The organism is Haloterrigena gelatinilytica, assembly GCF_013342145.1.
GTDB classification, from domain to species: domain Archaea; phylum Halobacteriota; class Halobacteria; order Halobacteriales; family Natrialbaceae; genus Haloterrigena; species Haloterrigena gelatinilytica.
The window spans coordinates 2,242,085-2,265,887 of record NZ_JABUQZ010000001.1 but is presented as its reverse complement, the minus strand read 5'-3'; the positions used below and the strand labels follow the sequence as shown (position 1 = coordinate 2,265,887).

The 23,803-nt window shown below is 67.1% G+C and carries 25 protein-coding genes; 8 read left to right on the top strand and 17 right to left on the bottom strand.

Features of this window, described 5'->3' with window-relative positions:
* Positions 1–113: 113 nt before the first annotated feature.
* The gene (locus HTZ84_RS11440) at positions 114–590 is read right to left on the bottom strand and encodes an Lrp/AsnC family transcriptional regulator (RefSeq protein WP_174682574.1); all 477 of its coding nucleotides are present in this window, start codon (positions 588–590) and stop codon (positions 114–116) included.
* Positions 591–712: 122 nt separating this feature from the next.
* Positions 713–1,696: a phosphomevalonate decarboxylase MvaD gene (gene mvaD / locus HTZ84_RS11435; protein WP_174680796.1), complete on the bottom strand. Its 984-nt coding sequence runs from the start codon at positions 1,694–1,696 to the stop codon at positions 713–715.
* Positions 1,697–2,000: 304 nt separating this feature from the next.
* On the opposite strand from mvaD, the gene nth reads away from it, so the two are divergent.
* From nth to HTZ84_RS11420, 3 genes are all read left to right on the top strand, one after another.
* On the top strand, positions 2,001–2,684 hold the full coding sequence (gene nth, locus HTZ84_RS11430; protein ID WP_174680795.1) for an endonuclease III: 684 nt from the start codon (positions 2,001–2,003) through the stop codon (positions 2,682–2,684).
* Positions 2,685–3,083: 399 nt separating this feature from the next.
* A complete protein-coding gene (locus tag HTZ84_RS11425; RefSeq protein ID WP_174680794.1) occupies positions 3,084–3,329 on the top strand; it encodes a hypothetical protein in 246 nt (81 codons plus the stop codon).
* 264 nt (positions 3,330–3,593) lie between these two features.
* Complete coding sequence (locus tag HTZ84_RS11420; protein ID WP_174680793.1) at positions 3,594–4,040, top strand: SPW repeat domain-containing protein; 447 nt, start codon at positions 3,594–3,596, stop codon at positions 4,038–4,040.
* Between the two features lie 25 nt (positions 4,041–4,065).
* Here the strand turns inward: HTZ84_RS11420 and HTZ84_RS11415 are convergent, their stop codons facing one another.
* Together HTZ84_RS11415 and HTZ84_RS11410 are read right to left on the bottom strand one after the other, a co-directional pair.
* Positions 4,066–5,022 (bottom strand): NAD(+)/NADH kinase, encoded by a 957-nt coding sequence (locus HTZ84_RS11415; RefSeq protein ID WP_174680792.1) that lies wholly within the window; start codon positions 5,020–5,022, stop codon positions 4,066–4,068.
* A 112-nt stretch (positions 5,023–5,134) separates the two neighbouring features.
* The gene (locus tag HTZ84_RS11410; RefSeq protein WP_174680791.1) at positions 5,135–6,454 is read right to left on the bottom strand and encodes a M28 family peptidase; all 1,320 of its coding nucleotides are present in this window, start codon (positions 6,452–6,454) and stop codon (positions 5,135–5,137) included.
* A gap of 142 nt (positions 6,455–6,596) precedes the next feature.
* Between HTZ84_RS11410 and HTZ84_RS11405 the strand changes: the two genes are divergently transcribed.
* From HTZ84_RS11405 to HTZ84_RS11395, 3 genes are all read left to right on the top strand, one after another.
* Positions 6,597–7,661, top strand: coding sequence for a polyprenyl synthetase family protein (locus HTZ84_RS11405; RefSeq protein ID WP_174680790.1), 1,065 nt, complete (start codon positions 6,597–6,599; stop codon positions 7,659–7,661).
* A gap of 153 nt (positions 7,662–7,814) precedes the next feature.
* Positions 7,815–8,216, top strand: coding sequence for a DUF7541 family protein (locus HTZ84_RS11400; protein ID WP_174680789.1), 402 nt, complete (start codon positions 7,815–7,817; stop codon positions 8,214–8,216).
* A gap of 9 nt (positions 8,217–8,225) precedes the next feature.
* The gene (locus tag HTZ84_RS11395) at positions 8,226–8,489 is read left to right on the top strand and encodes a DUF6684 family protein (protein ID WP_174680788.1); all 264 of its coding nucleotides are present in this window, start codon (positions 8,226–8,228) and stop codon (positions 8,487–8,489) included.
* 47 nt (positions 8,490–8,536) lie between these two features.
* Here the strand turns inward: HTZ84_RS11395 and HTZ84_RS11390 are convergent, their stop codons facing one another.
* Complete coding sequence (locus HTZ84_RS11390; RefSeq protein WP_174680787.1) at positions 8,537–8,692, bottom strand: hypothetical protein; 156 nt, start codon at positions 8,690–8,692, stop codon at positions 8,537–8,539.
* A gap of 369 nt (positions 8,693–9,061) precedes the next feature.
* On the opposite strand from HTZ84_RS11390, the gene HTZ84_RS11385 reads away from it, so the two are divergent.
* Positions 9,062–9,328 (top strand): DUF7520 family protein, encoded by a 267-nt coding sequence (locus HTZ84_RS11385; protein ID WP_174680786.1) that lies wholly within the window; start codon positions 9,062–9,064, stop codon positions 9,326–9,328.
* A 17-nt stretch (positions 9,329–9,345) separates the two neighbouring features.
* Here the strand turns inward: HTZ84_RS11385 and acs are convergent, their stop codons facing one another.
* Complete coding sequence (gene acs, locus HTZ84_RS11380) at positions 9,346–11,535, bottom strand: acetate--CoA ligase (RefSeq protein WP_174680785.1); 2,190 nt, start codon at positions 11,533–11,535, stop codon at positions 9,346–9,348.
* A gap of 156 nt (positions 11,536–11,691) precedes the next feature.
* Between acs and HTZ84_RS11375 the strand changes: the two genes are divergently transcribed.
* Positions 11,692–12,522: a hypothetical protein gene (locus HTZ84_RS11375; protein ID WP_174680784.1), complete on the top strand. Its 831-nt coding sequence runs from the start codon at positions 11,692–11,694 to the stop codon at positions 12,520–12,522.
* A 37-nt stretch (positions 12,523–12,559) separates the two neighbouring features.
* On the opposite strand, the gene HTZ84_RS11370 is transcribed toward HTZ84_RS11375, so the two are convergent.
* From HTZ84_RS11370 to HTZ84_RS11320, 11 genes are all read right to left on the bottom strand, one after another.
* Positions 12,560–14,257 carry a methylmalonyl-CoA mutase family protein gene (locus HTZ84_RS11370; RefSeq protein WP_174680783.1) on the bottom strand — a complete coding sequence of 566 codons (1,698 nt, stop codon included), beginning with the start codon at positions 14,255–14,257 and terminating at the stop codon, positions 12,560–12,562.
* Positions 14,258–14,369: 112 nt separating this feature from the next.
* A complete protein-coding gene (locus HTZ84_RS11365; RefSeq protein ID WP_008896370.1) occupies positions 14,370–14,525 on the bottom strand; it encodes a hypothetical protein in 156 nt (51 codons plus the stop codon).
* A gap of 109 nt (positions 14,526–14,634) precedes the next feature.
* Positions 14,635–15,042 carry a hypothetical protein gene (locus HTZ84_RS11360; RefSeq protein ID WP_174680782.1) on the bottom strand — a complete coding sequence of 136 codons (408 nt, stop codon included), beginning with the start codon at positions 15,040–15,042 and terminating at the stop codon, positions 14,635–14,637.
* 100 nt (positions 15,043–15,142) lie between these two features.
* Positions 15,143–15,949, bottom strand: a complete 807-nt coding sequence (locus HTZ84_RS11355) for a CBS domain-containing protein (RefSeq protein ID WP_174680781.1) — start codon at positions 15,947–15,949, stop codon at positions 15,143–15,145.
* A gap of 91 nt (positions 15,950–16,040) precedes the next feature.
* Positions 16,041–17,582, bottom strand: a complete 1,542-nt coding sequence (locus tag HTZ84_RS11350; RefSeq protein ID WP_174680780.1) for a DHH family phosphoesterase — start codon at positions 17,580–17,582, stop codon at positions 16,041–16,043.
* A 60-nt stretch (positions 17,583–17,642) separates the two neighbouring features.
* Complete coding sequence (locus HTZ84_RS11345) at positions 17,643–19,178, bottom strand: NADH-quinone oxidoreductase subunit N (RefSeq protein ID WP_174680779.1); 1,536 nt, start codon at positions 19,176–19,178, stop codon at positions 17,643–17,645.
* Positions 19,178–20,704 (bottom strand): complex I subunit 4 family protein, encoded by a 1,527-nt coding sequence (locus HTZ84_RS11340; RefSeq protein WP_174680778.1) that lies wholly within the window; start codon positions 20,702–20,704, stop codon positions 19,178–19,180. Before HTZ84_RS11340 ends, HTZ84_RS11345 begins: the two co-directional genes overlap by 1 nt.
* On the bottom strand, positions 20,704–22,749 hold the full coding sequence (gene nuoL / locus HTZ84_RS11335) for an NADH-quinone oxidoreductase subunit L (RefSeq protein ID WP_174680777.1): 2,046 nt from the start codon (positions 22,747–22,749) through the stop codon (positions 20,704–20,706). Before nuoL ends, HTZ84_RS11340 begins: the two co-directional genes overlap by 1 nt.
* Before the next feature lies 1 nt (position 22,750).
* Positions 22,751–23,056 carry an NADH-quinone oxidoreductase subunit NuoK gene (gene nuoK, locus HTZ84_RS11330; RefSeq protein WP_008896377.1) on the bottom strand — a complete coding sequence of 102 codons (306 nt, stop codon included), beginning with the start codon at positions 23,054–23,056 and terminating at the stop codon, positions 22,751–22,753.
* A complete protein-coding gene (locus tag HTZ84_RS11325; RefSeq protein WP_174680776.1) occupies positions 23,053–23,523 on the bottom strand; it encodes an NADH-quinone oxidoreductase subunit J in 471 nt (156 codons plus the stop codon). Before HTZ84_RS11325 ends, nuoK begins: the two co-directional genes overlap by 4 nt.
* Positions 23,520–23,801: an NADH-quinone oxidoreductase subunit J gene (locus tag HTZ84_RS11320; protein WP_174680775.1), complete on the bottom strand. Its 282-nt coding sequence runs from the start codon at positions 23,799–23,801 to the stop codon at positions 23,520–23,522. The genes HTZ84_RS11325 and HTZ84_RS11320 overlap by 4 nt, the downstream gene beginning before the upstream one ends.
* Positions 23,802–23,803: the final 2 nt, after the last annotated feature.

Genomic DNA, 23,803 nt, shown 5'->3' with positions numbered 1-23,803 from the left:
ATCGGTCACCGACCCTAAAGCACGTTGCAGATCGGACGGTTTTCCGCGGCACCTTCAATCCCGCGCGACACTCATCGGAAAACGGACCCGTTTCGGAACGAACGTCCCGAAAGTCAGCCGTCGGTCGTATACTTCTTCCCGAATTGGTCGAACGGCCGCGTACGCTCCTCGACGATAACGTTCGTCCGCACGATTTCGACGCCGAGTTCGTGGAGTTCGTCGGTGGCTTCCTCCACCCGCTGCTGGGTGTCGGTCAGGAGTTCGACGTGGAGGTCGGTCTCGTCGGCCAGCAACCGCCTGACGCTGACGACGTTCTCCACCTCGCTTACGTCCCCGACGATCGCCGCCTCGTCGTCTTCGTCGGTGATCGTGCCGACGAGCAGCGTTCGCTGTTCGAATCCGGCTTTCTCGTAATCGATCGCGGGCCGATACCCCGTGACGACGCCGCGGTCCTCGAGGTCGTTGATCCGCGACGCGACGGTGCTCGCCGCGAGGCCGACTTCCGCGCCGATCTCTTCGGTCGTCGCGTTCCGGGCGTCGTCCTGCAGGACGTGAAGGATCGCCAGATCGTCTCTGTCGAGGTCGACCATAGGTGTCACTATCGACGCACTACCTCGACGCAGTATATGACTCTTTCAACGCCGTTCGCTCGAGAGAACGCTCGATCGCCCGGCGCCACGCAAACCGCGGGCACCGCCGCGGATCGCCGCGCCTAGAACAGGTGCTTTTCCTCGTCCAGCAGCTTCGCGGGCCCGCCGACGTCCCAGACGGTGGTGGAGACGCCGCAGTCCGAGACGGCCTCTTCGACTTCGTCGACGTGTTCTTCGGTGGTGTTGACGTAGACGCTGGCGCCGGTGTCCGTCGAGAAGTAGACGGGGATATCCTCCTCCTCGCGGAGCTCCCGCACTGTATTGAAGATCTTCAGGGTGGCGGGCTGCCAGTAGACCCACCCGGACGGGCCGGTCATCGTCGTCGCGGCCAGCGAGAGGGAGTCCTGTTCGGCGAGTTCGAAGGCGCGGTCGAACTCGTTGTTCCGCAGGGCGTCGCGCATCTCGGCGATCTGGCCGTGGATGTGGGCGTTGCGAGCCTGGAACATGTGGCTGTCGGCGGCCTCCTCGTGGGCGTCCTCGGTCTCCTTGTGGTAGGGAACGAGGCCGACGACGATCTTCAGGTCCTCGTGGAGGTCGCTCGGAATGCGCCGCGAGCGACAGTCCTCGTCGTTCAGACCCGTGTGCAGCTGCGAGAACGCGCCGGTGACCGCGCGGGCGGCCGACGCGGAGCCGACGCGGGCGATCGTCGAAATCTCCTGGCGCGAAGCGTCGAGTTCGGCGGCCTCGGCCAGCGCCATCGCGGCAGCGGCGAAGCCCGAAGAAGAGGAGCCCAGACCGACGTTAGAGGGGAAGCTGTTCTCGCTCTCGAGGCGAACCGGGTAGACGGTGTGGGCCGCGTCGGACTTCGAACGAGCCTTCTCGACGACGGCCTCGACGCGCTCGTAGGCCCGGCCGTCGAGTTCCTCGCCGTCGACGACGAAGGTGTCCTCCTCGTAGTCCATCGAGAACTCGACGGTCGTTCGAGTGTGGCTGGGCGCCGTACAGAGGCTGATACTGTCGTGATACGGGAGCCGCTCGATTTCGTCTCGCATCCCGTGATACTTGACCAACCCCTGAATCGGGTGGGCCATGGCGGTGGCTTTCATACCCGGATAGGCGGATGAAGACCGCTTAAAGGTCACGGCATCCGATCGGAGACGCGCGACGAGTCGACGTCGGCGGGGTACCGACAGTTCACCGATATTCGGACGAACGCCTCACTGAGACGTCTCTTGCATCGACCGGCGCCACTCCCGGATGGCCTCGAGGTCCCGCTCGAGGGCCGCCAGTTGCGTCTCGAGCGCGTCGACGTCGGTCGACAGCGTCTTCACATGTCGTCGGTCGTCGATCCGCGGATCCGATCGGCGCGAACCGAACACCTCAAATGGACGCTCTCGCAACGAACGCTCGATGGGAACCCCACTCGAGAGCCGCGAGGCGCAGGCCGAAGAGGTCGTCGACCGCCTCGAGGAGGCGTATCCGGACTCGACGATCTCGCTGCGGTACTCGAACCGACTGGAGTTGCTGATCGCGGTGATCCTCTCGGCGCAGTGTACCGACGAGCGCGTCAACAAGGAGACGGAGCACCTCTTCGAAAAGTACGACGGCGCCGAGGACTACGCCAACGCGCCGGAAGACGAACTCGCGGAGGACCTGAACTCGATCACCTACTACAACAGCAAGGCGGGCTACATCAAGAGCTCCTGCGAGACGATCCTCGAGGAGCACGACGGCGAGGTGCCGGACACGATGGACGAGCTGACGGCGCTGTCGGGCGTCGGCCGGAAGACGGCCAACGTCGTGCTCCAGCACGGCCACGACGTCGTCGAGGGAATCGTCGTCGACACGCACGTCCAGCGGCTCTCCCGCCGGCTCGGCCTGACCGAGGAGGAGCGCCCCGAGGCGATCGAGCGGGACCTGATGGGAATTGTCCCCGAGGGCTACTGGCAGCAGTTCACCCACCTCTGTATCGACCACGGCCGCGCGACCTGCACCGCCCGCAACCCCGACTGCAGCGACTGCGTGCTGGCCGATATCTGTCCCTCCGAGAAGGGCGATAGCGAGATCGACCTCGCCTCGGGCGAGCCGTGGTGAGGGGAGATGTCGGTCGCGCTCCGGACCCGGCTATTCACCGAGCGGTGGCGCGCACCGTCGATCGTCCGAACGCTAGTGAGGGCGATCGATAACACTGTGCGAGGTCTTCGTGAGCGTAGTGAACGAAGGCGTGTCAGAACTTGTTCTGACAGTGGATGAGTGAGCGATGCGAGGGGTGAACGGCGTGAGCCCCTCGGACAGCGAACGAATCGGCTGGAGAGGGAGTGAAAATCCCCGTTGCCACGATAGCAGAGTGATTACCGTCTTCTCGAGGTATCTCGTCGGAGCGATTGACCAGTCACCGAGACGAACGCCACCGAACGGACCGAAATCAACTAGCCGACCTTCGCAAGCCCAACGCCTTTTCGCGGTTCGACGGTAGCCTCAGTCGGGATCAGTATGTCCGACAACACTGACGAGACCGGCAAAGACGAGCACGGGCGGGACGTCGAACTGGCTCACGAAGACACGGGAGACGAAGCCGAGGAAGAGGAACTCACCGAAGAGGAGAAGGAGGCCCGCGAACGACAGGACGAGGAGCAGCGACGCCAGGACATCGAACACAAGTCCGACGACCGGGTCGACGACGCCCTCGAGCAGGAGAACCCGGACCACCACCGGGACGAAGAGCCGTACAACAGCTAGGCTCGACCGGTCGCGAGCGCACCGCGCCGTTTCCGACCGTTCGAGACGAGACAGCTCGGGACGACCCGCCGTCACCGCCGGTACTCGCACGTTTTTCGCTCGCTCGTCGCTGAGAGCCGTCCTCGAACGCCCTCGAGTGGCGTCTCGGCCGCGCTGAAACGGCGTCTCTGGGACGTCTCGATCGATGACTGGTCGGTATCCGTGGTTACCGACAACCGCAGGCACGGCCGCTTTGCACGGGTACCGGCTACCTCCGATGGAGACATGAGCGACACACCGACCGATACGAACCGAGACAGTACCGCAGCCGAGCGAGCGGACCACCGAAACACCCTCAACACGGACACGATGCAGTGGCTGAGCGCCCTCGTCGCGATCATCGGGCTCTACGTCGTCGCCTCGCCGTTCATCTTCGAGGCGACGGACCAGGCGATCTGGAACGACACGCTCGTCGGGACGGGGATCTTCCTGCTGGCGGGCTATAACTTCGTCCGCCTCTCGCGGGATCGGCTGGCGAGCGTCGGAGTCGCGTCGCTGGCCGTCCTGCTCGGCCTCTGGCTGCTCGTCTCGCCCGCCGTGATCGAGATGGGGAGCAGTACGCTGGCGACCGGGACCGCGGCCTCCGGGCTGGCCATCGCCGTCCTCTCGGCGTACAACGCGTACGCGAACAACAAGGCTGACGCACCCGACCGAGTCGGCGCGCGTGCCTGAAACCGGCCGCTTTTTCTCGACCCGTTTATCGACATCGCCCCTCGAGCGCCCCGTCGGGGACGGAGAGGGTCTCGAGCGAGTCCTCGACCGAGACGGCGATCCGCGCGTCGACGCCGACCGACGTCACGCGCCGGCCGTCGGCGACGAGCGCGATCGGACCTTCGTCGCGTTCGACCGTGAGCTCGAGTCGATCGTCGGGAAGCACCCAGCGGCGCGTGTCGGTGACGAAGGGCGCGACGGGCGCGACGGCGACCGCGTCGACGGCGGTCGAGAGGGAGGGCGCGTCGACGGCGCCGGCGTAGCCGTCGCTGCCGGCCGCCGTCGCGACCACGACGCCGTCGGCCCGGAACCTCGCGACGGAGTCGCCGCGGCTCGCGACGCCGTACTCGGAGATCCGCGCCGGTTCGTCGGTCACGAGCGCGACGTCGAACAGCGCGCGGTCGCGGACGGCGTCGGCTCCGGCGTCGCCGCTATCCGCGTTCGTCTCAGCGGAGTTGCCGTCAGTATCGGCGCCGCGGGCGTCGAACTCGGCGCCGTCGGAATCGCTGTCGATGTCGACGTCCACGCCATCGTATCCGACGGCGTCGCCGGTACGGCCGCGATCGGCGACCTCGAGTTCCAAAATCGCGTGTCGACGGACGGTTGCCTCGCCGTCGAGGACGGCCTCGAGCGCCGCCGGCGCCCGCGCCCGGTCGACGGCGTCGATACCGGTGACGTCGCCGACCGGGAGGGCGGGAGCGTCGGCGCCGGCGCGAGCGATCGCCGAGAGGTCGCCGTCGCCGGCCGCCACGAGAACCGAGGGCGTCGCGGCGAGAACGTCGTCTACGTCGCCGCTGACGGCCGTCGCGTCGCGATCCGCGACGGTCGGTCGGAGCGCGTCTGCGAGCGAGTCGTCGGCGGCGTCGGCTCTCGATCCCGTGTCGGCGTTCGCGTCGACGATACCGACGACCGGCTCCTCGTCAACGAACCACGCGGCGTCCATGTCGGCCCGTTGGCGCGGGTGCGAAAAAAGACGTGGGGTTCTCTCGTCGCCGCCGACGGTCACCGCCCCGATCGAACGACCGTCGTGCGACCGGGGCGTCGGCGCGAATCGGTCAGTCGGAACGCTCGTCGTAGGGCCAGTCGCCCGTGATCCGCATTCCGTCCGCGAGGTCCTGGGCCTCGAGGTCGGCGGCGATCGCCTCGGGATCGCGGTGCTCGACGGTCGCGTCCTCGCCGGCGAGTTCGACGACGAGGTCGGTCAGGAGGATCGCCTGCTCGCGGAGCGTCCGCGGCTCGAGTTTCTCGATCGTGTCGGCGAACGTGTGGCCCCAGCCGCGGCCGACCTCGTCCGACGTCGATTTGACGTGATAGCCGGGGACGCCCCACTGGACGAACGGCCAGTGATCGCTGTGGGGGCCGAGCTTCGGCACCGTCTCGATCGGGTGGTCGTAGCGACCGGCGATCTCGTCGGCGGCCGCCTCGAGGCCGTCGAAGCCGTGGGTCGTCAGCGACAGCGTCCGATCGCTGACGACGCCGTCGTTGTTGACGACGGCTCTGATCGCGTCGTGATCCGCCCGCTCGGCGTGATCGTTCGAACCGACCAGCCCGACTTCCTCGGCGCCGTAGGCGACGAACTCGACGCGGGTCTCGAGGTCGTCCTCGCGGGCGGCCAGCGCGTTCGCGAGTTCGACGACCATCGCGGTCCCGGCGCCGTTGTCCGCGGCGCCCTCCGCGATGTCGTGGGCGTCGACGTGGCTCGTCACCAGCACGCGCTCGTCGGTGTCGAGCCCCAGTTCGGCGTGGACGTTCTGGCTCGTCGCCGGGCCGATGTCGGCCTCGACGGTCAGTTCGACCTCCTCGCCGTCGAACCGGCGGGCCAGTCGCGCGCCGACCTCGCTCGAGACGCCGACGGCCGGAATTTCGCCGATGGGGTCCTCGTCGGTTCCAACACTTCCAGTCGGCGGCAGACAGCCCTCGACGTGGTTCCGGTAGACGAACCCCGCGGCGCCGTTCTCGACGGCGTGATAGTACTTCTCCCGGCGGTGGAGATAGCGATCGTAGTAGTCCGGAACGTCGCTGCGGACCATCGCGATCTTCCCCTCGAGGTCGGCCGCCTCGAAGTCCGCGGGGAGCCCGTAGCCGAGGTCGACCAGCGGCGCCGCCGCGCGGTCGGCGGGGCTGCGCGGCAGGGCGATGCAGTTCTGGCTCGTCTCGCCCGCGGCGATCTCGCTCCCCTCGCGCGTCCAGCCCTGGATGTCGAAGGACTCGAGGCGGGCGTTTCGGGCGCCGGCGTCGGCCAGCGCGTCGCGGGTCAGTTCGGCGGCCTCGCGCTCGCCGTCGCTACCGGCCATCCGAGTTCCGATATCGACGAGGCGCTCGAGGTGGGTCCACCCGACGTCGCTCGTGAAGACGTCTCCGATCCAGTCGGTCATACCTCCGCTGTGGACTGCCGGCCGGGAAACTGTACCGCTCGAGTCCCGACCCGTGCCGGGAGCGAACGAGAGCGACTCATCCTTTCGAAGTTGACAAGACAAACTGCGAATCTTTTTCACGCCCCTCCCTCTCGGAACGAGTATGCGGGAGACGCTTGCCGAGTGGCGGCCGGCCATCGACGAGGCGATCGCCGATCTGGTCCCACGCGAAATCGACGCCGACTACCTCGCATCGTTCTTCGGCGATCCGACCTACGAGTACGATCCCGACGCCATCCAGCGGGCGCTGTCGACGCCGCTGTGGGACCTCCTCGACCGCGGCGGGAAACGGTGGCGCGCGGTGCTCTTTCTCGTCTTCGTCGAGGGATTCGGCGAGGATCCGGCGGCGTACGTCGACTACGCCTGCATCCCGGAGATCCTCCACAACGGGACGATCATCGTCGACGACGTCGAGGACGAGGCGACGATCCGCCGCGGCGAACGCGCGCTCCACCGCGTCTACGGGCGTGACATCGCGCTCAACGTCGGCAACGCGATGTACTTCCTGCCGCTGAAGATCCTGGCCGAGAACCCGGCCGACCTCCCGGCGGAGCGACGGCTCGCCGCCTACGAGATGCTGGTGGCGGAACTCAACCGCACGCACCTCGGCCAGGGGATGGACATCCGCTGGCACAACGAGGACGACGTGCGGGTTACCACCGACGAGTACCTCGAGATGTGCGCGTGCAAGACGGGCTGTCTCGCCCGGATCGTGGCTCGACTCGCGGCGATCATCACCGACCGACCCGACGACGTCGAGGCGGCCGTCGCGCGGTACGCGGAGCTGACCGCCGTCGCCTTCCAGATCGGCGACGACATCTTGGACGTCGAGCACTCGCTGGGCCGGGCCGGCGACTTCGGCAAGGAGTTCGGCAACGACATCCGCGAGGGCAAGCAGACGCTGCTGGTCATCCACGCGATCCGGGAGAGCGATCCCGAGCGGGCCCGACGACTGCGGGACATCCTCGCCGCGGCGTCCAACACCGACGCGGAGATCGCCGAGGCCCTCGCGATCATCGAGGACGCCGGCAGCCTCGAGTACGCCCGCGAGCGCGCCCTCGAGCTGGCCGCCCGGGCCCGGGAGGAAGTCGACCGCCTCGAGTTCGACGCGGAGACGACTCGGAAACTCCACGAGTTCACCGAGTTCGTCATCGAGCGCGAGGAGTGAGCGGCGAGACTAGTCGGACAGACGGTGTCTCGCCCCGGCACGTCCCAATCGCAGCATCGTCTCGAGCCCCTCGTTCTATCGGTTTCGGTGACTGTCTCCGGTTCCGACGGACGACCCTAGCTACTACTAGCGGGACGTGGTAGCCGTTCGTCGATGGTCGATCACTCGAGTGCGAACGACCGCGGCGAGCGCGATCGCGAGCGGCCGACGGCGAGCCCGTGGCCCGTGCTGGTCGCGATCGGACTCGCGGGATCCGAGGTCGGCATCGTCGTCGATCTCTTCCCGGTCGCGGTCGGTGGGCTCGTGCTGTTCGCCGCCAGCGTCGCGGGGATCCTCGCCGAGTCGGACCACGTCGCCGACCCCTTGCCGGTCGCGATGGGCTTCGGCGCGGTCTTCGCGCTCGGCGGCGGCGTGCTGTACGCGCTCGGAACCGACGCCGTCGCCCCCGCAGCGACCGACGGACTGACCGGGCTCACCACCCGCGGCCTCGCGATCGCGATCGCCGGCATCGTGACGGTCGTCGGAACGGTGATCGTCCACTACCGACGCCGCTAACAGATATCCATGAGCCGACGCGCATTCGACGCCGAAATCACGCTCGATCTCGCGGTCAACCTGATTCCCCTCGCGATCATGGTGTTCTTCGTCGCGCTCTTCGCGGTGTTCAACCCGTGGGGGATCGAACCGCTGCAGTCGACGATCCAGTTCGCGATCCTGCTGTCGATGATCGCGACGCTGGGTTTCGTCACCTACTACGCGGCGCGCGTGATCGAACGGGACGACCGCACGTATCACGATACGACGACGATCGACCAAGAGAAGGACTGACCCCGACGGCCGATATCGGCCCGCGGCCGCCGTTCTCGACGCGATCCTCAGGTGACGATGAGCATGAACCCCAGCAGCGCCATCAGGAGGGCGATACCGACGAGTAGCAACAGGAACAGTTCCTTCTCGGCGAGCCGTCGCTGCGACTCGTCGGTGTCGGCGGTGGCGTCGGGTCCGGTAGCGTCGGTCGGTTCGGAGTCCACGGCTACGTTGCTTCGAGCGTACGACGACGCCGGGTAAAAAACGAGTGGTGGCATGCGAACGCGCCGACGTCGTTCGCGCGGATCGGCGGTGTCGCGCCGGCAGCGGTCGGCGCGACACGGGCAGTGGGGGATGTGGATGGGATGGGGTGGGATGGGATGGGAGTGGGGATGCGACGGCAGGGCCCGACACGGGGGGTCCGGTGTCGACGACCCTGCCGTACGCGTTCGTACGACGACATCGTCGAAACAAGTGCGGCCAAACAATTTTGGGTCCGCGAGATCAGCGTGCCTCGAGGCGACGATCGAACGCGCTCGCGCTGCTCGAGACGAAGCGCAAGGACCTCGGGGACGCGCCGCGAACGGGCGACCGTGACTGCCGATCGACGACTGGGCGGTCGCCGCGTGGTCGGCGGCCTCTGTCTCGTACTGATCGCCGCCACCGCCACCTTCGGCGCCATCCTCGGCTACGCCCTGCCGGTTATGACGGACCTCGAGGAGATCACCGTCCTCGAGGTGGTCGTTCCCGTCACGCCGGCCACGTTCGCCCTCTACGGCGGCGTGACCGTCGGCGTCTTTCTGGTGACGTTCCTCCTGGTCGTCCAGTTCGTCTCGCGCTTCGACGAAAACGCGGTGTGACGGCGGCCGCGATTCGCTCAGTCGCGGTCCGCGTCAGCGTCAGTATCGCCGTCGTCGTTCGCATTAGCGTCAGTATCGTCGTCGCTGTCGGCGTCGGCATCGCCGTCGCCGTCAGCGTCTGCGTCCGCCGTCTCGTCGTCGCTCGAGTCGCCGTTTCCGTCCTCGCCGTCCGTTCCGTCGTCGACCTGTCGCGCGATCTCGTCGACGATTTCGGGGTTCCGGAGCGTCGAGGTGTCGCCCAGCTCGTTGCCGCTGGCGATGTCCTCGAGCAGGCGGCGCATGATCTTCCCAGAGCGCGTCTTCGGGAGCTCCGGCGTGAACAGGACCTCCTCGGGGCGGGCGATGGGGCCGATGTCGTCCTCGACGGCCGCGACGATCCGCTCGCGCATGTCCTCGCTCGGTTCGGCGTCGTCCTCGAGGATGACGTAGGTGTAGACGGCCTCGCCCTTGATCTCGTGGTCGCCGCCGACGACGGCGGCCTCGGCGACGCCGGGGACGCCGACGATCGCGGACTCGATCTCCATGGTCCCGAGTCGGTGGCCGGAGACGTTGATCACGTCGTCGACCCGGCCGAGGACGGTCACGTAGCCGTCGTCGTCGACCGTCGCGCCGTCTTCCGGGAAGTAGACCCACTCGTCGGCGTCCTCGCGAGACTCGCTCGAATGAGGGCTCGTCAGCTGTCCGTTGACGGCGTCGGCGTCGGAGTACTCGGTCCAGTATTCATCGATGAACCGTTCGTCGTTCTGGTAGAGCGTCCGGAGCATCCCCGGCCACGGGTTGTTGACGGTGAGGTAGCCGGCTTCGCCAGCCGAAATCTCCTCGCCGGCGGCGTCGACCACGCGGGCGTCGATACCCGGCAGCGGCGGCCCGGCCGAGCCGGGCTTCATCTCGTTGATCGCGGGCAGCGTCGTGATCATCATCCCGCCGGTCTCGGTCTGCCACCAGGTGTCGACGATCGGGCATTCTTCGTCGCCGATGTGCTTGTAGTACCACTTCCAGGCCCGCGGATTGATCGGCTCCCCGACGGTGCCGAGCAGGCGCAGCGAGGAGAGATCGTGCCGCTCGGGGTACTCGGAGCCCCACTTCATGAACGACCGGATGGCCGTCGGCGCCGTGTAGAAGGTATCGACGCGGTTCCGCTCGATGAGTTCCCACAGCCGGTCCTTGTCCGGGTAGTCTGGCGTCCCCTCGTACATCATCGTCGTCGTTCCCAGCGCGAGCGGACCGTAGACGATGTAGGAGTGACCGGTGATCCAGCCGATGTCGGCCGTACACCAGTAGGTGTCCTCGGGTTTGACGTCTAAGACGGCGTGAGAGGTCCAGGCCGTGTAAGCGAGGTAGCCGCCGGTCGTGTGCTTGACGCCCTTGGGCTCGCCGGTCGTTCCCGAGGTGTACATCAGGAACAGCATGTCCTCGGCGTCCCGCGAGACCGGCTCGACGCTCGCTCCCTCGTGGTCGGCGACGAGTTCGTCGTAGTCGTGGGCGTCGTTGCCGAGGAAGTGAGTCAGTTCGTCGCCGAGTCGGTCGACGACGACCGTCTGGACGTCGTTCTCGACGCCGCGAAGCCCCTTGTCGGCTTTCTCCTTGTGGTTCAGGGCGTCGCCGCGGCGGTAGTAGCCGTCGCAGGTGACGAGATACTCGCTGTCGGCCGAGTTCATCCGGGTCGCCAGCGCGTCCGCCGAGAAGCCGGCGAAGACGACGCTGTGGGGCGCGCCGAGGCGGGCGCAGGCCAGCATCGCGATCGGCAGCTCCGGGATCATCGGCATGTACAGCGTGACGACGTCGTCCTCCTCGACGCCGAGGTCGCGCAGCGCGGCCGCGAACGCCTCGACCTCGTTCAACAGGTCGCCGTAGGTGTAAGTCCGCGTCTCGCCGAGTTCGCCCTCCCACTTGATCGCCGCGCGGTTCTTGGCGCCTTCCTCGACGTGGCGGTCGAGACAGTTGTACGAGGCGTTCAGCTCGCCGCCGGTGAACCACTCGTAAAAGGGCGCGTCCCCGTCCTCGAGGACGGTGTCGTACTCCTCGTCCCACGAGAGGAGGTCGGCTGCCCGCTCCCAACAGTCCGGCCAGTTCTCCTCGAACTCCTCGTAGACGTCCGGATCCGAGACGTTCGCCTGCTCGACGAACGAGTCGGAGGGTTCGAACGTCTCCTGTTCCTCGAGTCGCGCCTCGAGTTCGACTTCGGGCTCGCCGGTATCGTCGCTCATAAACACTGCTACCATCGGACAAGATCGGGATAAACGTTCCCCTGTCGGCGTCCCGTCCGGCGGTTTCGCGGGTTCGCCGTCCCTCTAGGACGCCGCGCGTAGGGGAAGAGCCGACGGGTCGCGGGTATTATCCTTCCAGCTCCGCAATCGACCGATATGCCGCCGACGAATCTGCTCGTCATGAGCGGAGCGCTACTGGTCGGACTGGGGATCCTCGGGGCCGGGCTGTTCATCGCGTCGATCGGCGTCGGCCGCGTCCGGCTCGCCCGACGGCTTCGGCAGGCCGGGCCGACGCCGATCAGCGAGGTTCCCGACGCGACTGGACTCGTCGCGTTCGACGGAATCGCGCGAGCGGGCGCCGAGGGGGCCCTCGAGGCGCCGCTCTCCGAAACCGACTGTCTGGCCTACGCGGTGCAGTCTCGCTCCCGGACTCGCGCCGACGCGGACGTGGATGCGGACGCGGACGAGACGTGGACCCACGACGGACGCGTCTCGGCCGGCGTCCCCTTCGTGGTCGCCGACGGCGGCGACCGCGTCGCGGTCGACCCGAGCAACGCCGTCCTCTCGCTCGCCGACTGGGAGCCGGACGCGACGGCGTGGACGGACCGCGCCGATCTCTCGGCCGACGCGCGCGATCGGCTCGCGGCGGTCGGTCTCCCCGGTACGGACGCCGAGTCGACGGCCGACTCGTCCGCCGCGAGCGACGCGCTCACCCAGTACCGCGAGCTTCGCCTCGAGCCCGGGACCGACGTCCACGTCTTCGGCGGCTCCGTCGTCGACGACGCTCGAAGCCACATGGACGACGCTCCCGTCACCGTCGGCGGCGACGACTGGTTCGAGGTGTCCGCCGGCGAGCGGTCGACGGTGATCCCCGACCGGCACCGATCGGGCTCGCTCTACGTGATCTTCGGCGGGCTGGTCGCGATCCCGGGACTGGGTTTTACGCTCGCCGGGATCGTCGGTCTGGTGTCGACGTTCCTGCTCTGAGGGGCCGCCGCGACCCGACTCCCGGTTCGGGCGCCGCTCACGCCAGTCCGATCTCCTCGCTGTAGGCGCCGTGCTGTTCCTCGAACACCTGCATGATCTCGCCCATCGTCGCGTACGCCTTCACCGCGTCGACGATGTACGGTATCGCGTTCTCGCCGCGCTCGCTCGCCTCGCGGAGCGCCTCGAGCGCGTCCTCGACGGCCGCGTCGTCGCGGTCGGCCTTGACGTCCTCGAGGCGCGCGAGCTGCCGTTCGGCCGTCGTCTCGTCGATCTGGAGGATGTCCGGGCTGGTGTCCTCCGTTAAGGTGTACTCGTTGACGCCGACGACGACCTCCTCGCCGCGCTCGACGCGCTCCTGGTACTCGTAGGAGGCGTCCTGGATCTCCCGCAGGAAGTAGCCGTCCTCGATGCCCTTTAAGACGCCGTCCCGGACGGAGCCGTCGCCCATCTCGCGGATCTCCTCGATGTAGCGCATGGCGCGCTGCTCGGTTTCGTCGGTCAGCGCCTCGACGGCGAAACTGCCGCCCATCGGGTCGACGATGTCCGCCGCGCCGGACTCCTCGGCGATGATCTGCTGGGTGCGCAGGGCGACCGGACCGCCTTCTCCGAGGGAGCGCCAGCGCCTCGTCGAAGCTGTTAGTGTGCAGCGACTGCGTGCCGCCCAGTACCCCGCAAGCGCCTGGATCGTCACTCGAACGACGTTGTTCAGCGGCTGCTGGGCCGTCAGCGACTGGCCCGCGGTCTGGGTGTGGAACTTGAGCCGTTTGGACTCGTCGGCCTCGGCGTCGTACCAGTCGTCCATCACGCGGGCGTAGATCCGCCGAGCGGCCCGGTACTTCGCGATCTCCTCGAAGAAGGAGTTGTGGCAGTTGAAGAAAAAGGAGAGCCGCGGCGCGAACTCGTCGACGTCGAGCCCTCGCTCCATCGCGTCCTCGACGTAGGCGAAGCCGTCCGCGAGGGTGAAGGCCAGTTCCTGGACGGCGGTCGAGCCGGCTTCGCGGATGTGGTAGCCCGAGACCGAGATGGGGTGGAACTTCGGCGTCTCCTCGGTGCTGAACTCGACGACGTCCGTGACGAGATCGAGCGACGGCTCCGGGGGGATCACCCACTCCTTCTGGGCGATGAACTCCTTGAACATGTCGTTCTGGAGGGTCCCGCGGAGCTTCTCGCGGGGGACGCCCCGCTGGTCGGCCAGCGCGACGTACATCGCGTAGATCACCGGCGCGGAGGGGTTGATCGTAAACGAGGTCGAGATCTCCGCCAGGTCGATCCCGTCGAAGAGGATCTCCATATCGCGGAGCGTGTCGACCGCGACCCCTTCCCTGCCGATCTCGCCCTCGCTCATCGGATCGTCCGAGTCGAGTCCCATCAGAGAGGGCATATCGAACGCCGTCGAGAGGCCGGTCTGGCCCTCGTCGATCAGGTAGTGAAAGCGCTCGTTGGTCTCCTCGGCCGTCCCGAAGCCCGCGAACTGCCGCATCGTCCACGTCCGCCCGCGGTACATCGTCGGGTACGGGCCGCGGGTGTACGGCTCCTCGCCCGGAAAGCCGAGGTCCTCGAGGTAGTCGAGATCGGCGACGTCCTCGGGCGTATAGAGCCGGTCGACCTCGAGGTTCGAGACGGTCGCGAACCGCTCGCTGCGCTCTCCGTGGGCGTCGAGGGCCGGCTCGAGCGTCTCCCGTTCCCACTCGTCCGTGGCCTCCCGGATCGACTCGAGGTCCTCCTCGTCGTACATACGCACACGATTTGCCGGACGCGGCATTAAGGATTCCGGGGAATGGTAGCGTGTGACGAAGCGGGTCGCGAGAGCGACCGCGGACGGCTGTGTTCGGCTCCGGACGGACCGATCAGGCGAAACTCGAGAATTCGGTCCCGCCACAGCCACAGCGGTCGCCCATCCCGATCAGGAAGACCGCGCCGTCGTCTTCGATTTCGGCCGTGAAGATGGACTGACAGTCGCCACACCGAACGGCGGTCTTCCGCTGGACGTTTGCGCGTTTCATCGTATCCGCTCGAAGGGTCCAGTCAGGGTTGAACCCGTCTCCAAAACACAGTGGGTCCGCGCTCGACGGACTGGGACTCGAGGCGACTCGATTGGCGGCCGGACGTCCGCTACTGCTCGGCCAGCCACGCCAGCGCGTCCGCGTCGCTCGTGAACGTGCGGTACTCGAATCGGGGATCGATCTCGTTCAGCGCCGTCTCGATGCGTCGCTTCTCGAGCGACGCGACGGCCGAGTCCGCGTGTACGCCGGCCCCCACCCGAACGCCGAGATCGAGCAGTTTCGGGATCCAGGTCTCCGCGAGCCACTTCTTATCCTCGTCCTTGTGCGCCATGAACTCCGCCGTGTTCACGACGTAGCGGTCGGCGCCCTCCGCCTCGACAACCTCGGCCCACCTGAGCGCGGCCTCCCGTAACTCCTCGCCCGTGACGAACCGATTGTACGTGAAAACCGGAATACCGAGCTCCGGCTCCAGTTCCACGGTGTAGTCGTCCGTCCGTTCTACTACCTTCGTTGTCATATATCCCGGTCTTTTCCCACTGTACTTGTAACTATTCAGCCGCAGCTATCAGATCTGATACGCCGATCGGAGTCGATCTGCGGCGAGCCGCCGGCCGCCCTCAGTTGTCGGACTGCAGCCGCTCGGTCGTCTGGACGAGCGGGTGGTGTGCGTAGTCGACGACCTCGATGTCGTCGATCCGCTCTAGGTTCTCCTTCTCCGCGGTCTTGGCCATCCCGAGCTCGATCGTCTGATCGACGACGATGACGTAGGCGTCCATCTCGTCGATCCCCAGCCGATCGGCCGCGAGCACGCGGTGGTGGCCGTCGGCCAGCAACAGCGTGCCGCCGTTGTCGATGACGACCAGCGGCTCGGCCAGCCCGTGCTCGAGTTCGTACCGCCGACCCTCGAGTTCGTCGGCGTAGACCCGGCCCTGCGTGGGCGTCAGCTCCGCCAGGGCGACGGTTCGGCGCTCCTGCTCGAGGTGGGTGTCGTGGATCTCCTCTAGGGTCCGAACGAGTTTCCCCACTTTCTCGGGCGTGGCGCGCTCGATCTGGCTGCGGATGACGTCGGCGTTCGAGATGATCCCCACGAGGTTGCCGGCGTCGTCGACGACGGGGAGCTTCTGGATGCCCGACCGGAGGATGACGCGGGCGGCGTCGGTCACCTTCATATCGGGATGGGCCACGAGCAGGTCGGTGGCCATCACCTTGAAGATCGGATCGTCGTCGTCGGCCAGCAGCAGGTCGCGGGCGCTGATAAAGCCCTCCACGCGGCGCCGCTCGCAGACGGGAAAGCCGCTGTGCTCCTCGCTCTCGGCGATCCGCGTGGCGACGTCGCCGACGGTTTCGTCGGGAGCGACCGTCGCGACGTCGCGCGTCATGTACTCCTTGACCTTCGGCTTGCTCCGGTCCGACAGGACCTCCATAGACGGGCCAACGAGCCGCGCGCGCAAAAACGTGTCTTCCGCGACCGCTCGGCCCCCTCGCGGGGCGGTGGTCTCGGGACGACCCCAGACCCTAGACCGACTCCCCGTTCTCGTCGGCCGACGTTCGGTTCCTCGAGGGAGACTCGGACTCGTCGTCGACCGAGAACAGCCGCTCGCTGGTCTGGGTGTAGACGCCGACGGGCGTTCCCGGACCGGTGTCGATCGCCTCGAAGAACCGGTTCGTGATGACCTCCTCGACGACGCTGACGATCGATTCGACCTCGTCGGCGTCGTCGGCGTTGCCGAGGATGCCGAGCTCGAGCTGGGCGCCGGCCATATCGGCGTGGCCGCCGGCGCTGCCGATCCGATCGAACGCGTCCCGGACCGTCTCGCCCAGGTCGACGTCGGCCGCCCGCGAGCGCGCGGAGACGAAGACCATCTCGTCGCGAAAACCGAAGATGAGCGTCGTTTCGATCCCCTCCATCGACAGCAACTGCTCGGCCGCCTGCGGGAGGGCGTCGCGGTTGGTGATCTCGCCGACGCTCGCGACGGCGACCGAGTCCCGCTGGATGCGGTTCTTGATCGCCCGGGCGATCGTCTCGAGCGTGTCTCCTTCGACCGTCGGCTGCTCGATCTGCTCGAGCATCGACGTGTCGGCGTGGGGCCACAGCACCGAGGCGGCGTTGAAATCCGCCGGGGAGACCTCGCGGGTGAAGTCGTTCGTGTCGATCCGGATCCCGTACAGCAACGCGGTCGCCGTCGGCCGCCGCGGTTCGAGACTGAACCGGTCGAGATACTCCGTCAGCACCGAGCTGGTCGCTCCGGCTCCCTCGCGCAGATCGACGAACTCGCCGGGCACCGGACCCCGTGGCGGGTGGTGGTCGATGACGATGTCGATGTGGAGTCCCTCGGGTAGTTGGTCGTTGACGCCGGGTCGGGAGTGATCGACCAGCGCGAAGGCCGAGTAGTCGTCGAGGGAGTCGGACGGCGAGAGGTTTCGCAGGTCGAGATCGAGCAGGTTGACCATCGCGCGGTTCTCCTGGTGGGAGATCTCGCCGAAGTAGCAGGCGTCGGCGTCGACGCCCATCTCCGCGGCGATGTCGACCAGCGCGACGGCGCTTGCGATCGCGTCCGGGTCGGGGTTGTCGTGCATCACCACCGCCAGCCGACCGTCGATTTCCGCCAGCTGTTTCCGGAGTCCGATCGCGGCGCCGGCCGACGGACTCACGGTCCCCTCGAGGATGTGATCGACCATCGACCGCCGGGCGTCGACGACATAATTCGCGAGTTCCTCGAACCGCGTTCGGTCCGCTTCGGTCGCGTTCCCGCCCATGTAGGCGACGATCGAACTCGTCGGGAACCGCTCCCGGGCCCGGACGAGCGCGAGCCGGTTCCGATCGGTCCGGTCGCCGGCGACGAATATCACGTCCGGCGTCTCGAGGTTCGCGATCACGGACGGGTCGGTCGGATCGGCCCGCCGCGCCGGGAGGCTCTCGTCGCGAAGCGTTTCGGCGACGCTCTCGTCGTCGGTGACGACGAGCAGGCGATCGCCGGTACGTGCGTCGCGCTCGGGGAACCGTTCGACGACCTGTCGGCCGACCGTTCCACAGCCGAGCACGAGCCGGAAAACCATGTATCGCAGTTGCGATTCCGAGCGGGAAAAGCTACCGGGTCGCCAGCGACGGCCCGGCGATCAGTTGACGAGCGCCTCCGCGGCTCCGGTGGCGGCCTCGGCGACCGGACCGAAGCCGGGGAGGATGACGATCGTCATCACGGCGGCGACGACGATCGCCGCGTAGAGCCCCGTCGGCTGTCCGAGCCGATCGCGCGTCGCCGGCGGGTCCTCGATCCACAGCGCCTTGACCAGCCGCGAGTAGTAGTACAGCGAGAGCGCGCTGTTGACCACGAGCGCGGCGGCCACGGCCAGCATCGCCGCGTTCGCCGTCGCCGCCTCGAGGGCGCCGGTGAAGAGGAAGTACTTGCTGAAGAAGCCGCCGAACGGCGGAATCCCGGCGAGACTGAACAGGAAGACGGCCATCGCCGTGCAGGCGACCGGCGCCTGCGACGAGAGGCCGTTGTAGTCCTCGAAGGTGCGGCCGACGCCCCAGTGCTCGGCCAGCGCGACGAACAGGAACGCGCCCGTGTTCATGAAGCCGTAGACGAGCAGGTGCATCAGCGCCGCGCCCATGACGAGTTCGCCGCCGTCGGCCGAGAGGCCCGCAAGCCCGATCAGGGCGTAGCCGGCGTGGCCGATCGACGAGTAGGCGAGCATCCGCTTGACGTTCTCCTGAGTCGCCGCCGCGAAGTTCCCGACCGTCATGGTGACGATCGCGAGCACGACGAAGGCGACCGTCCAGTCGAAGCCGATCACGCTCCCGATCTCGCCCAGCGGGAAGGCCACGTTGAACACGCGGAACGCGATCACGAAGCCGGCGGCCTTCGAGGCCGAGGAAAGGAACGCGCTGATCGGTGCGGGGGCGCCCTCGTAGGCCTCGGGCGCCCAGAAGTGGAACGGCACGCTGGCGGTCTTGAACGCGATCCCGCCGAGCAACATGAGGATGCCCAGTCCGAGCAGGCCGCCGAAGCCGTCGGCGCCGCCGTCGGCGATAACTTCTGCGATGCTGTCCAACTGGAGAACGCCGGTCGCGCCGTAGACCAGCGAAATCCCGTAGACGAAGATCGCCGAGGAGAGCGCGCCGATCAGGAAGTACTTCAGCCCGGCCTCGACGCTGCCGCGGTTGTCCTTCAAGATCGCCACGAGGGCGTAGGACGGCAGACTCGTCAGCTCGAGGGCGATGAAGATCGTCACGAGGCTGTTGGCGGCCGCGACGGTCGCCATCCCGGTCGACGCGAGGACGACCAGCGAGTAGTACTCGGCCTGGTAGGTGTGACCCGCCAGGTAGTCGTAGCTGGCGACGACGATCAGCGCCGTCACGATGGTGACGACGATCGTGAAGTACAGCGCCAGCTGGTCGACGACGAACTGGCCGTCGAAGACCTCGATGACGCCCTCGCCGCCGTCGATGGTCGGCGTGCCGACGCCGGCGGCGGTAAACCAGACGGCGACGCCGAGCGAGGCCAGCGCGCCGACGGCCGCGGTGCCGGCCAGCAGCGTTCGGTCGGTCGACCGCGGCGAGATGCTGTCCACGAGGAACAACACCAGCCCGGTCAGCGCCAAGATTAGCGCCGGGGCCAGCGCGGCCCACTGTGGGAGTTGATAGACCGCCATTACAGGTCACCTCCGTTCAGGATCGGATCGACTGCGTCGGTTATCATGTCGAATATCAGTTCGGGGGCTACGCCGAGGGCGATGATGAGCGCGAGCAACACGAACATCGGCGCGATGTCGTGCAGCGGCGCGCGGCCCACGTCGTAGTCGGTTTCCAGGTGATACGGGCCGAAGACGGTCCGCTGGAGCGCGAAGAGCAGGTAGCCGGCGACGATGACGATGCCGAACATCGCAAGCGCCGTAAACAGCGGCGCGTAGGCGAAGTCGGCCTGGAAGGCGCCGAAGAAGATGGTGAACTCGCCGTGGAAGCCGGACATCAGCGGCAGCCCCATGTAGCCGAAGGCGCCGGCGACGAGGATGCCGACGGCGATCGGCATCCGGTCGGCCAGCCCGGACATCTCCTCGACGCTGCGGGTGTGCGTGACGTTGTAGATGACGCCGACCGACATGAACATCAGTCCGGAGATCAGCCCGTGGGAGACCATCTGGAACGTCGCCCCGCCGACCCCGAACTGGGTGTAGGCGATCAGTCCGAGGATCACGTACCCCATCGAGGAGACCGAGGAGTAGGCGACGATCCGCTTTAGGTCCGTCTGGGCCAGCGCCAGCATCGCGCCGTAGATGACGCTGATGACCGCGACGGCCGCGATCGGCACGGCGTAGGTCTCGACCTGCTCCGGGAACATCGTGAAGTTGAACCGCAGCAGGGCGTAGGTCCCCATCTTCAGGAGCACGCCCGCGAGCAGCACGGAGGCGGGCGTCGGGGCCTGCACGTGGGCGTCGGGCAGCCACGTGTGGAACGGGACCACCGGCACCTTCACGGCGAAGCCGAGGAACAGCGCGATGAACACGAGCGCCGTGAACGTGCCCGGATCGATACCGAAGACGCTCGACTGGACGCCACCGTTGACCATCGCGTCGGCGACGTCCGGCAGCGCGAAGCTCGTCACGGCGTCGCCGAGGCCGAAGACGAGCGCGATGAACGACCCGAACATCAGCAGCGACGCCACGTTCGTGTAGACGAAGAACTTGATCGCGGCGTACTTCCGGTCCGGACCGCCCCAGACCCCGATCAGCAGGTACATCGGGATGAGGACGGCCTCCCAGAAGATGAACCAGACGAAGAAATCCAGCGCCGAGAAGACGCCGATCAGGTTCGCCTCGATGAACAGCACGAGCCCGTAGAACTGGGACTCGCGGCTGTCGATCGGCGTCCACGAGCTCAGGATCGCCAGCGAGCAGAGGATCGTCGTCATGACCACGAGCGGCAGGCTGATGCCGTCGAGGCCGACGAACCACTCGATCGAGTACTCGCCCAGCTGGATCCACTCGAGGTGGGATTCGAAGGCGAGGCTACCGTCGAGCAGGGCGTTGCCGCTGCCGTCGAAGGCGGTGAACATCCACAGGCTGAGCGCGGCCGGCACGAGGCTGATGGCGAAGGCCAGTTTCCCGGCGACGCGATTCGGCGCGACGAACGTGACGAGCGCGCCGATCAGTGCGACCGCGATCAGTGCTTCGATCATCATCAGAACCACCCTCCGTAGAGTCCGAGACCGAGGAGCAACGCGATGAACCCGGCCACGATCAGTGCCGCGTAGTTCGTCACGAGCCCCGTTTGGATGCGTTTCACCCAGCTACTGCCGAACAGGCTGGCGCCCGAGACGCCGTTGACGGCGCCGTCGATAACCGACCGGTCGAAGAGATCGGCCGTCCGGGCAAGCGGCAGCGTGAGTCCCTCGGCGAGCCAGACCTGGTACTCGTCCTGGTAGTAGTTGTGCCGCAGGACGGTGTAGGCGCCGCCGATTTTCGTCGTGTGTCGCTTCGGTTCGGGGACGTTGTACAGCGTGTGCGCCGCGAACGCGCCGGCCAGCGCCAGTCCCAGCGAGAGGCCGGCGCTGAGCAGCATCGTCGTCGTCTCGGAGCCGATGTACCCCTCTTCGAAGGCCACCATCTCGTGGTAGTGGTGGTAGGTCAGTCCCTCGACGTAGCCGTACTCACCGTCGAGCCAGTACTCGAGGAACGTGATGTCCATCCCCGCGACCTTGGCGATCGGCGCGAGGTTGACGAAGCCGACGAGGGCCGCGAGGAGTCCGAGGACGACCAGCGGCGCCTTGATCGACCAGCCGACGCCGTGTGGATCCTCGGCCGTCTCGGTGCGGGGTTCGCCGTGGAAGGTCAGGAAGACCATCCGGAAGGTGTAGAACCCGGTGAAGAAGACGGCGAGCAGTCCCATCGCGTAGGCCGCGAGGATGACGGGCTCCTCTAAGCCGACGATCAGGGCGTCGAACAGCACCTCGTCTTTCGACCAGAAGCCGGAGAACGGGACGATTCCCGCGAGCGCGAGCGCGCCCGCGAGGAACGTGTAGTAGGTGATCGGCGCCTTGTCCTTCAGGCCGCCCATCTTCCACATGTCCTGTTCGTGGTGCATGAGGACGATGACGGCGCCGGAGCCGAGGAACAGCAGCGCCTTGAAGAAGGCGTGGTTCATGAGGTGGAAGACCCCGGCGACGTAGCCGCCGACGCCCATCCCCAGCATCATGTAGCCGTACTGGCTGATCGTCGAGTACGCCAGCACCTGCTTGATGTCGTCCTTGACGACGCCCATCGTCGCGGCGAATAAGGCGGTGAAGCCGCCGACGAAGGCGATGATCGACAGCGCGGTCGGCGAGAGCGCGTAGTAGCCGAACATCCGCGCCACGAGATAGACGCCGGCCGCGACCATCGTCGCCGCGTGAATGAGCGCGGAGACGGTGGTCGGGCCTTCCATCGCGTCGGGCAGCCAGGTGTGCAGCGGGAACTGCGCGGACTTGCCGATGACTCCGCCGAGCACGAGCAGCCCGGTGATCGTCACCCACGTCTGGGCGTCGAAGCCGAACAGCGTCGTTCCGTCCTCGATGGCCGTCTCGGCGGCGGCGACGAACGACTCCTCGCCGGCGAAGGCGACCGTCCCGAACGTCGACGCGATGGCGACGACGCCGATCAGGAAGAAGTAGTCGCCGAAGCGGGTGACGAGGAACGCCTTCTTCGCGGCCGAGGGGGCCGACTTCGTCCGGAACCAGAACCCGATCAGCAGGTACGAACAGAGGCCGACGAGTTCGAAGAACATGAACGCCATCAGCAGGTTGTCCGCGTAGACGAACGCGAGCATGCTGAAGGTGAAGAGCCCGAGGCTGGCGTAGTACCGCGGCAGCCCGGTCTCTCCCTCGTCGTTCATGTATCCGAGGCTGAAGACGTGGACGAGGAAGGCGACCAGCGAGACGATGATCAGCATCAGCGCCGACAGCGGATCGATCAGCAGGCCGAAGGAGAAGGCGATCTCCTCGGCGCCGACCTCGGTCGTGACCGCGCCGGCCGACCACTCGTAGAGCGTCTCGTGATACGTTTCGCCGCCCGCGACCGTCGCGAACATCCACAGCGAGAACAGCAGCGAGGCTGCCGTCGCGAAGATACCCGGAATCGCGCCCTTCTTCGGCAGCTGTCGGCCGAAGACGAGCGAGATGACGAACGCCGCGAGCGGGAACAGTGCGATCGCCGGAGCGTAACTGAATGGGCCTGCACCAGTTCCTACCATCTTACCACCTCATCGTCGTTGGAACCGTGACGTCGACGTCACGGAAGTTGCGATACAGCACCAGGATGATCCCGAGTCCGACGGCGACCTCCGCGGCGGCCAGCGCCATGGTGAACAGCGCGAACACCTGCCCGGTGAGGTTGCCGTGGTAGAACGCGAACGCGATCAGATTGATGTTCGCCGCGTTCAGCATGAGTTCGACGGACATCAGGAACAGCAGTGCGTTCCGACGCGTCAGGACTCCCATGAGCCCGATACAGAAGACGGCCATCGACAGCAGGACGTAGTACTCGACGGCGACCGTCACCGACGGTCACCTCCGTTCGAGCGCTCGTCCGCTGCGGTCTCGGATCGGCCGCCGTCGGTCGCCGTCGGCTCCGAACCGCCGAACCCGCTCGAGTCGGTCGCCGGACGGGCGCCGGTGCCGGCGTCGTCGGGGCTCGTACTCGAGAGCGGCGAGACGGGTTCGCCCGACTCCTCGCGTTTCGCGAGGACCAGGGAGGCGTCCAGCGCCGCGTCGAGCGCGACCGCGATCAGCAGGAAGGCCGCGAGGAACGGTTCGGTTCCCACCACGCCCGCGTCCTGCTGGAGCGCCTCGAGGTCGAACAGCGCGTAGCCGATTGCGGCGGTGATCGATTCGGCCTCGAAGCCGCCGTCGGCCATCGGCTCGAACGGCGTGTTGAGGACGATCAGCGCCATCAGCGCGAACAGCCCGACGGCGAGCAGCCCGGGTACGAGCGTCTTCCCGAGTCGGAGTCGCGGTCGGTTCGTCATGTCCGCACCACCTCGTCGGAGTCTGAGTCGGACGCCGTTTCCTCGCGCTGGGTGAGCATCACGGCGAACGTGATGAGGACCAGCACCCCGCCGACGTAGACGAGGATCTGCATCATCGCGACGAACTCGGCGGCGAGCATCACGAAGTGGACCGCGATGCTCATCAGCGCGACGCCGAGTAACAACGCCGCGTGCCAGGGCTCCTCGAGGAGGACCACGCCCAGCGCGCTGGCGATCGTCACGAACGCGAAGGCCGCGAAGGCGATTGTTTCCAACATGG

Bases quoted from the DNA above. Each gene is read 5' to 3' on its own strand.
- HTZ84_RS11340 (WP_174680778.1), bottom strand. From the start codon at position 20,704: ATGATGATCGAAGCACTGATCGCGGTCGCACTGATCGGCGCGCTCGTC.
- HTZ84_RS11410 (WP_174680791.1), bottom strand. From the start codon at position 6,454: ATGACCGACTGGATCGGAGACGTCTTCACGAGCGACGTCGGGTGGACC.
- HTZ84_RS11345 (WP_174680779.1), bottom strand. From the start codon at position 19,178: ATGGCGGTCTATCAACTCCCACAGTGGGCCGCGCTGGCCCCGGCGCTA.
- HTZ84_RS11440 (WP_174682574.1), bottom strand. From the start codon at position 590: ATGGTCGACCTCGACAGAGACGATCTGGCGATCCTTCACGTCCTGCAG.
- HTZ84_RS11395 (WP_174680788.1), top strand. From the start codon at position 8,226: ATGAGCCGACGCGCATTCGACGCCGAAATCACGCTCGATCTCGCGGTC.
- HTZ84_RS11360 (WP_174680782.1), bottom strand. From the start codon at position 15,042: ATGACAACGAAGGTAGTAGAACGGACGGACGACTACACCGTGGAACTG.
- HTZ84_RS11400 (WP_174680789.1), top strand. From the start codon at position 7,815: ATGGTCGATCACTCGAGTGCGAACGACCGCGGCGAGCGCGATCGCGAG.
- HTZ84_RS11355 (WP_174680781.1), bottom strand. From the start codon at position 15,949: ATGGAGGTCCTGTCGGACCGGAGCAAGCCGAAGGTCAAGGAGTACATG.
- HTZ84_RS11350 (WP_174680780.1), bottom strand. From the start codon at position 17,582: ATGGTTTTCCGGCTCGTGCTCGGCTGTGGAACGGTCGGCCGACAGGTC.
- HTZ84_RS11425 (WP_174680794.1), top strand. From the start codon at position 3,084: ATGTCCGACAACACTGACGAGACCGGCAAAGACGAGCACGGGCGGGAC.
- nth (WP_174680795.1), top strand. From the start codon at position 2,001: ATGGGAACCCCACTCGAGAGCCGCGAGGCGCAGGCCGAAGAGGTCGTC.
- HTZ84_RS11375 (WP_174680784.1), top strand. From the start codon at position 11,692: ATGCCGCCGACGAATCTGCTCGTCATGAGCGGAGCGCTACTGGTCGGA.
- HTZ84_RS11415 (WP_174680792.1), bottom strand. From the start codon at position 5,022: ATGGACGCCGCGTGGTTCGTTGACGAGGAGCCGGTCGTCGGTATCGTC.
- HTZ84_RS11405 (WP_174680790.1), top strand. From the start codon at position 6,597: ATGCGGGAGACGCTTGCCGAGTGGCGGCCGGCCATCGACGAGGCGATC.
- HTZ84_RS11320 (WP_174680775.1), bottom strand. From the start codon at position 23,801: ATGTTGGAAACAATCGCCTTCGCGGCCTTCGCGTTCGTGACGATCGCC.
- acs (WP_174680785.1), bottom strand. From the start codon at position 11,535: ATGAGCGACGATACCGGCGAGCCCGAAGTCGAACTCGAGGCGCGACTC.
- HTZ84_RS11370 (WP_174680783.1), bottom strand. From the start codon at position 14,257: ATGTACGACGAGGAGGACCTCGAGTCGATCCGGGAGGCCACGGACGAG.
- nuoL (WP_174680777.1), bottom strand. From the start codon at position 22,749: ATGGTAGGAACTGGTGCAGGCCCATTCAGTTACGCTCCGGCGATCGCA.
- HTZ84_RS11420 (WP_174680793.1), top strand. From the start codon at position 3,594: ATGAGCGACACACCGACCGATACGAACCGAGACAGTACCGCAGCCGAG.
- mvaD (WP_174680796.1), bottom strand. From the start codon at position 1,696: ATGAAAGCCACCGCCATGGCCCACCCGATTCAGGGGTTGGTCAAGTAT.
- HTZ84_RS11365 (WP_008896370.1), bottom strand. From the start codon at position 14,525: ATGAAACGCGCAAACGTCCAGCGGAAGACCGCCGTTCGGTGTGGCGAC.
- HTZ84_RS11325 (WP_174680776.1), bottom strand. From the start codon at position 23,523: ATGACGAACCGACCGCGACTCCGACTCGGGAAGACGCTCGTACCCGGG.